This is a genomic window from Pseudomonadota bacterium (assembly GCA_018817425.1).
In the GTDB taxonomy this organism is placed as follows: Bacteria; Desulfobacterota; Desulfobacteria; order Desulfobacterales; family RPRI01; genus RPRI01.
In genome coordinates this window covers 1-7,726 of the sequence record JAHITX010000010.1, presented here as the reverse complement: position 1 = coordinate 7,726, position 7,726 = coordinate 1, and the positions used below count along the sequence as shown (strand labels likewise).

Annotated in this window: 5 protein-coding genes; all 5 read right to left on the bottom strand. The window is 41.8% G+C overall.

Features of this window, described 5'->3' with window-relative positions:
- A complete protein-coding gene (gene tuf, locus KKC46_02370) occupies positions 1-1,194 on the bottom strand; it encodes an elongation factor Tu (GenBank protein MBU1052657.1) in 1,194 nt (397 codons plus the stop codon).
- A 45-nt stretch (positions 1,195-1,239) separates the two neighbouring features.
- Positions 1,240-1,710, bottom strand: a complete 471-nt coding sequence (gene rpsG, locus KKC46_02365; protein ID MBU1052656.1) for a 30S ribosomal protein S7 — start codon at positions 1,708-1,710, stop codon at positions 1,240-1,242.
- 122 nt (positions 1,711-1,832) lie between these two features.
- Positions 1,833-2,204, bottom strand: a complete 372-nt coding sequence (gene rpsL, locus KKC46_02360; GenBank protein MBU1052655.1) for a 30S ribosomal protein S12 — start codon at positions 2,202-2,204, stop codon at positions 1,833-1,835.
- Positions 2,205-2,488: 284 nt separating this feature from the next.
- The gene (gene rpoC, locus KKC46_02355; protein MBU1052654.1) at positions 2,489-6,904 is read right to left on the bottom strand and encodes a DNA-directed RNA polymerase subunit beta'; all 4,416 of its coding nucleotides are present in this window, start codon (positions 6,902-6,904) and stop codon (positions 2,489-2,491) included.
- Positions 6,905-6,907: 3 nt separating this feature from the next.
- Positions 6,908-7,726, bottom strand: an 819-nt coding sequence (locus KKC46_02350; GenBank protein MBU1052653.1) for a DNA-directed RNA polymerase subunit beta, incomplete at its 5' end; no start/stop codon positions are given.

The following is a 7,726-nucleotide window of genomic DNA, read 5'->3' as shown; positions in this document are numbered from 1 at the left end:
TTATCCTATAATATTGCTTACAACTCCTGCACCGACCGTCCGTCCGCCTTCCCTTATCGCAAACCGAAGCTCGGTCTCCATTGCTATAGGAGTTATCAGCTCCGCCGATATCGCTACATTGTCTCCGGGCATTATCATCTCTATGCCTTCGGGTAATGTCAAAATCCCTGTTACATCCGTTGTCCTGAAATAAAACTGCGGCCTGTAACCATTGAAAAACGGCGTGTGTCTCCCACCTTCTTCCTTACTTAAAATATATACCTCTGCATTGAACTTCGTGTGCGGAGTTATTGATCCGGGCTTTGCAACCACCTGCCCGCGCTCAACGTCCTCACGCTTTGTTCCTCTCAACAACACACCTATGTTGTCTCCGGCACGGCCTTCGTCCAATAACTTGCGGAACATCTCTACTCCGGTACATACCGTCTTAAGCGTAGGGCGTATTCCTACTATCTCTACATTGTCACCTACATGCACTATACCTCTATCAACTCGACCCGTTACTACCGTACCACGGCCGGATATGCTGAATACATCCTCAACCGGCATCAAAAACGGCTTGTCTATATCTCGTACAGGCTCAGGTATAAATGAATCTATCGCATTCATTAACTCAAATATGCACTTTGCTTCATCACTGTCAGGATCATCACTCTCAAGAGCCTTTAATGCACTGCCGCGTATTATCGGTGTGTCGTCTCCGGGAAATTCATACTTGTCCAAAAGCTCCCTTAACTCCAGCTCAACCAGCTCTATCAGCTCCTCGTCATCAACCATATCGCACTTGTTCAAAAATACTACTATACACGGAACTCCCACCTGACGGGCAAGCAATATGTGCTCTCTGGTCTGAGGCATGGGGCCATCATCTGCTCCAACCACAAGTATCGCTCCGTCCATCTGCGCTGCTCCGGTTATCATATTCTTGATATAATCCGCATGACCCGGACAGTCCACATGTGCATAATGACGATTTGCTGTCTCGTATTCAACATGTGCTGTTGCTATCGTTATGCCCCTTTCTTTCTCCTCAGGAGCCTTATCTATCTGATCAAACGGTATATACTCTGCCAAACCTTTCAATCCGCTATGCTTTGTTATCGCAGCCGTTAGTGTTGTCTTGCCATGATCTATATGACCTATGGTACCAACATTAACATGCGGCTTCTTCCTCTCAAATTTCTTCTTAGCCATTTTCAATACCCTCCCAATAAAGGGGCTTAAATTAGAATAACAATACTACCATCTGAAATGAGCAAAAGCCTTATTTGCTTCAGCCATTTTATGTGTATCTTCCTTTTTCTTTATCGAAGCGCCTCTCTTGTTTGCTGCATCCAAAATTTCACCGGCCAACTTGCCTGCCATACTCTTTTCATTGCGCTGGTGTGCAAAATTTATTACCCACCTTATACCAAGAGCCATCCTTCTGGCCGGTCTTATTTCTGTGGGAACCTGATATGTCGATCCACCAACCCGCCGGGATTTAACTTCAATTATCGGTTTCACATTATCCAAAGCCTGTTCAAAAATCTTTATTGGCGGCTCATTTGCATTTTTCTCTATGATACCAAATGCTTCATAGAGTATTGACTCGGCAAGGCTCTTTTTCCCGTCCTTCATGATAGCTTTAATGAATTTGGCTACAACTTTGTTGTCGTATTTAGAATCAGGGATAACAACCCGCTCAGGCACATCTCTTCTTCTCGGCATAAATCACACCATTTATATTATATCTGTTTATTAAAAAAAATAATTACCTACATTGACATTTTTTCAAGAATAAATCCAGCTATTCATTACAGCTTATTTTGAATAGCCTGCAAACCAAATAATTACTTTGGCCTTTTTGCACCGTACTTGGATCTGCTCTTCTTTCTGTCCTCAACTCCCAGTGTATCAAGAGTGCCTCTTACTATGTGATATCTTACACCTGGAAGGTCTTTAACACGTCCTCCACGAACCAATACAACTGAATGCTCCTGAAGGTTATGCCCCACTCCCGGAATGTATGCTGTAACTTCAGCACCTGAAGTAAGCCTTACCCTTGCGACTTTCCGCAAAGCAGAGTTTGGCTTTTTCGGAGTTGATGTATATACACGCGTACACACACCTCTTTTCTGAGGAGCTCCTTTAAGAGCCGGTGTAGTAACCTTCTTGGCAATCTTGGTCCTGCCTTTTCTAACTAACTGATTGATTGTAGGCATATTCCCCTCTTAAAATATTATTCACCCGTACAAAATCCAGACATACACCACAAAGGAGAAATAAATATTTTATTTTAAATTTTGTACACTTCGTGTTTTTAAAAACCATTGTATTTTTTATGGCTTTTTACAATTCATAAAACTCAAAATCTATGCTGCAAAACGATGTTTTATACTCACATCCTGTATTTATGTCAAGCAATTTTATACTAAAAAGCAATTAAAATCTGCCCATTCTAAATATATATAAGATCTTTTTATTAAAACTATGTAGTATCTAACTGTTATTGATGGGATATTTCAATGTTCTGGTTTAATGAAAGACCGGAACCTGCAGGTATAACCCTGCCCATAATAACATTTTCTTTAAGTCCATGAAGAGAATCAATAGCACCTGAAATGCTGGCATCAGTTAACACCTTGGTTGTCTCCTGAAATGATGCTGCTGAAATAAAACTATCGGTGCTTAAAGAAGCTTTTGTTATTCCAAGTATAAGGGGTTCGGCAATAGCAGGCTTTCCCCCTTTTGCCTTAATCGCCATGTTTATCTCTTCATACCTTCCGCGATCAATCTGCTCTTCAAGGATAAAGTCAGTATCTCCGACCTCAACAACCTTAACACGTCTTGTCATCTGTCGTACAATTACTTCAATATGTTTGTCGTTTATACGTACTCCCTGCAATCTATAAACTTCCTGGACTTCATCAACAAGATAACGGGCTAGAGCCACTTCCCCTTTGATGTTTAAGATATCCTGCGGTATGGCAGAACCGCCTATAATCGGCTCCCCTGCCCTTATATAATCACCCTCATAAACATTTATATGTTTACCTCGCGCAACCAGATATTCTTTCTTTTCGCCAAAATCGACAGGTGTTACTGTTACTTTTTGTTTTCCTTTTTTAGTACTTTTTGCAATGGAAACGTACCCGTCTATCTCGCTTAATATTGCTATTTCCTTCGGTTTTCTAACCTCAAAAAGCTCTGCAACTCTTGGAAGACCACCTGTTATATCTTTGGTCTTAGTGGTTGCCCTGGGAAGTTTCGCAATAACATTGCCGGCTTTGACATCTTCACCTTCTTCAACCATTAATACCGCACCTATAGGTAAAATGTATCTGGCCATTCCTGATGATTCGGAAAGTTTGACTGTTTTGCCATCTTCATCTTTGATTGAAATCCTCGGTCTAACCTCTGTGCCTTTTGCTTCAATTATTGTTCGACTCGATTTTCCTGTAACAGGATCAACTTTCTCCTTCATGGTCCTGCCTGGCACAATATCTCCGAATTTAACGACTCCTGCAACTTCTGTAATAATAGGTGTTGTAAAAGGATCCCAGGTAGCAAGAAGATCTCCTGATTTTCCTGTTTCAGGATCAGGCCCTTTAACCTTCTGGCCATCAATAACCATAATATGCGCACCGTAAATTACTGGAAAGCTTTCAAGCTCACGTCCTGAATCACTTACAACTGTAAATTTACCGCCGCGGCGATTCATTACAATATATTGGTTTTCCGCATTTTTAACAACATGAAGGTCAATAAATTTAACTGTTCCTTCAACTCTTGCCCTGATATCGGCCTGTTCAACCCTCCGGCTCGCAGTACCGCCGATATGGAATGTCCGCATAGTAAGCTGAGTACCGGGCTCACCTATCGACTGGGCTGCGAGTATTCCGACAGCCTGACCCAATTCGACCTGGGCTCCGCTTGAAAGATCTCTTCCATAACATTTTGCACACACACCGTATCTGGCTTTGCATGTAAGAACAGATCTTATCCTGACATTTGTTATTCCTGCGTCTTCTATTTTTTTTGCAGAGCTTTCGTCAATCTCATCCCTTTTCTTAACAAGAACTTCATCAGTAAAAGGGTCAGCTATATCATCCACTGCAACTCTGCCAAGGACTCTTTCTCCAAGTCGCTGAATAACTTCTCCGCCTTCAACCAGAGGCTCAACATCAACACCCATCAAAGTACCGCAGTCATCCTCCATAACTGCACAATCCTGGGCAACATCAGCCAGTCTCCTTGTTAAATACCCTGAATTTGCGGTTTTAAGAGCAGTATCGGCAAGTCCTTTTCTTGCACCATGTGTTGAAATAAAATACTGTAATACGGAAAGACCCTCCCTGAAGTTTGCACTTATCGGCGTTTCTATAATTTCACCGGAAGGTTTGGCCATTAGGCCACGCATTCCCGCCAGCTGACGCATCTGATCTTTACTGCCTCTTGCACCTGATTCCGCCATCATATATATTGGATTAAAACTTTCTTCATAGACAGGTTTCCCATTCTTATCCAGCACATTATTCCCGTCACTGTCTTTCAAAGTTTGAACCTTCATTGCTTGCATCATTTCATTGGCCACATCATCGGTCGCTTTGGCCCAGATATCTACAACTTTATTATATTTCTCACCTTGAGTGATGAGGCCCTCGGTATACTGCCGCCCGATTTCCAACACTTTATTTTCGGCTTTTTTGATTATATCTCCTTTAGAAGCCGGAATTATCATGTCGCCAATTGAAATAGAAAGGCCTCCTTCTGTAGAATACCTGTAGCCTATATCCTTGAGCCTGTCAGCAAGAACAACTGTGGCTTTAGGGCCAAGATTTCTATAAGCATAATCAACAAGATCTCTTAAGGATTTCTTATCCTGCACCTTGTTAACAGCATCAAAAGGGATTTCAGATTTCTTCTCGTTTATTTGAAAAATATGGTATTTTTCTTGCGATATAATTATTTCACTTAGTTGCCCTTCTGCAAGAGAAAAAACAGGACCGGAATTTTCAATATCAAAGATTCTCGTAAACTCTTCCTTTCTTAAAAGACCGATATCACCATCTAAAGTTTTGCCGGAATTTTCGGAGTACTGGTTTACCATCTGTGAAAAAGATTCGCCACTTCTAATTTTTTCATGAATGGTCTTTGCATCTTCTTCCGAAGAAACCATAATATGGCTCATTCTTACAATATAATCCTTGGGAATAATTTCCCATAATAATATTCGCCCTGTTGTGGTATTAACTTTTTTCCCGTCTATCCGAACAACTATCTTAGCGTGAAGATCAATCACCCCGGAATCATAAGCAGAACGAACCTCCTCCGGATCGGCAAATCTTTTCCCATCACCCTTAGCACCGGAGACTCCCCTTGTCATATAATATATCCCGAGAACAATATCCTGAGTCGGTACAATAATAGGACTTCCATTTGCTGCTGATAAAATATTGTTGCTGGAAAGCATTAAAATACGCGCCTCTATCTGTGACTCAACAGAAAGAGGAATATGGACAGCCATCTGATCGCCGTCAAAGTCAGCATTAAATGCTGTACATACAAGCGGATGGAGCTGAATGGCCTTGCCCTCAATAAGAATCGGTTCAAAAGCCTGAATGCCAAGCCGATGCAAAGTCGGTGCCCGGTTTAACATCACAGGATATTCCTTTACAACTTCGTCAAGGGTATCCCAAACCTCCGGGGTCTCACGCTCAACAAGCTTCTTGGCACTCTTTACAGTGGAAACAAGGCCTTTTTTCTCCAGCCTGTAATAAACAAAAGGTTTAAAAAGCTCCAAAGCCATTTTCTTAGGAAGGCCACACTGATGAAGCCTGAGATTAGGGCCTATAGCAATAACTGTTCGCCCGGAATAATCAACTCGTTTGCCAAGCAGATTCTGACGAAAGCGCCCCTGTTTTCCTTTTAACGTATCACTTAATGATTTTAAAGGCCGCTTATTGGATCCTGTAATCACTCTGCCATGCCTGCCATTATCAAACAGTGCGTCTACCGCCTCCTGAAGCATTCTTTTTTCATTGCGGACTATAATATCAGGAGCTTTTAAATCTATCAGCCGTTTTAACCGGTTATTGCGATTTATAACTCTCCTGTAGAGATCATTAAGGTCGGAGGTTGCAAACCTGCCGCCTTCTAATGGAACAAGGGGGCGCAAATCCGGAGGAAGAACAGGAATAACATCCATTATCATCCAGCAAGGATTTACCCCTGAACATCTGAATGCATCCACAATCTTAAGCCTCTTTGACAGTTTCTGCCTTTTTGCCAATGAGGTTGTAGCTTTAATATCGGTTCTTAACTCTGTGTATAATGGTTCAAGATCAATATTTTCCAACAGAACCTTTATTGCTTCAGCACCGATACCAGCTTCAAATTTTGTCCCATATGTTTCAAGCGCATCACGGTATTTTTCTTCGGAAAGCAGCTGGCAACGCGTCAGCGGAGTCTCTTTCGGATCTAACACTATATAGCTGTCAAAGTATAAGACTTTCTCCAAACCCTTTAATGTCATATCTAAAAGGTTTCCTATTTTGCTGGGAAGACTTTTTAAAAACCATATATGTGCAACAGGCGCAGCAAGTTCAATATGGCCCATCCGTTCTCTTCGAACCTTGGACTGTATAACCTCAACACCACATTTCTCACAAACTACTCCTCTGTGTTTCATACGCTTGTATTTGCCACAATTACATTCGTAGTCCTTGGTAGGGCCAAAAATCTTGGCGCAAAACAAACCATCGCGCTCCGGTTTGAAAGTCCGATAATTTATTGTCTCCGGTTTTTTTATTTCACCAAAAGACCATTGCCTGATTTGTTCAGGTGAAGCCAAAGCAATCCGAACACCACTGTATTGTTTCGGATCAACAGGTTTGGCGAAGAAATCATATAAGGTTTCCAAATTCTACTCCTTATTTTCTTCCAAAAGATTTATATCCAAGCCAAGACTCTGCAATTCCCTTGTCATTACCTTGAAAGACTCGGGTATGCCAGGCTCAAGCATGTTCTGGCCTTTTACTATTTTTTCATACATTCTGGTTCTTCCTGCCATATCATCAGATTTTACAGTCAGAAATTCCTGTAAAGCATGTGCCGCTCCGTATGCTTCCATTGCCCATACCTCCATCTCTCCGAGGCGCTGGCCTCCAAATTGGGCTTTTCCTCCAAGCGGCTGCTGTGTTACAAGTGAATAGGGCCCGATAGAACGTGCATGAATTTTATCATCTACGAGATGGTGAAGCTTTAACATATACATAGTTCCGACAGTAATCATGCCTTTAAAAGGTTCACCTGTTCGCCCGTCGTACAGTGTGGCCTGGCCGGATGAATATTGTCCGGCTTCTTCAAGAAGCATCTTTATTTCAGATTCTTTAGCACCATCAAAAACCGGGGTAGCCATGTGAACACCATTTTTATAATTACCGGCAAAATCACGCAGCCCTTGCTCATCCATTTTTGATATAATTGCATTTGAGTCTTTATCAGTAAATATTTTATTAAACTTATTACGAAGTCCAGAAATATTATTTTCTTCTACCAAGGCGTTTAACTGATCACCCAAACTTTTTGCTGCACGGCCTAGATGAATTTCTAAAATTTGTCCGGCATTCATTCGGGAAGGAACGCCAAGTGGATTTAAGATAATCTCAATTGTGCGTCCATTTTCCATGTAAGGCACGTCGGCAATTGGCACAATCTTAGAAACAACACCTTTGTTTCCGTG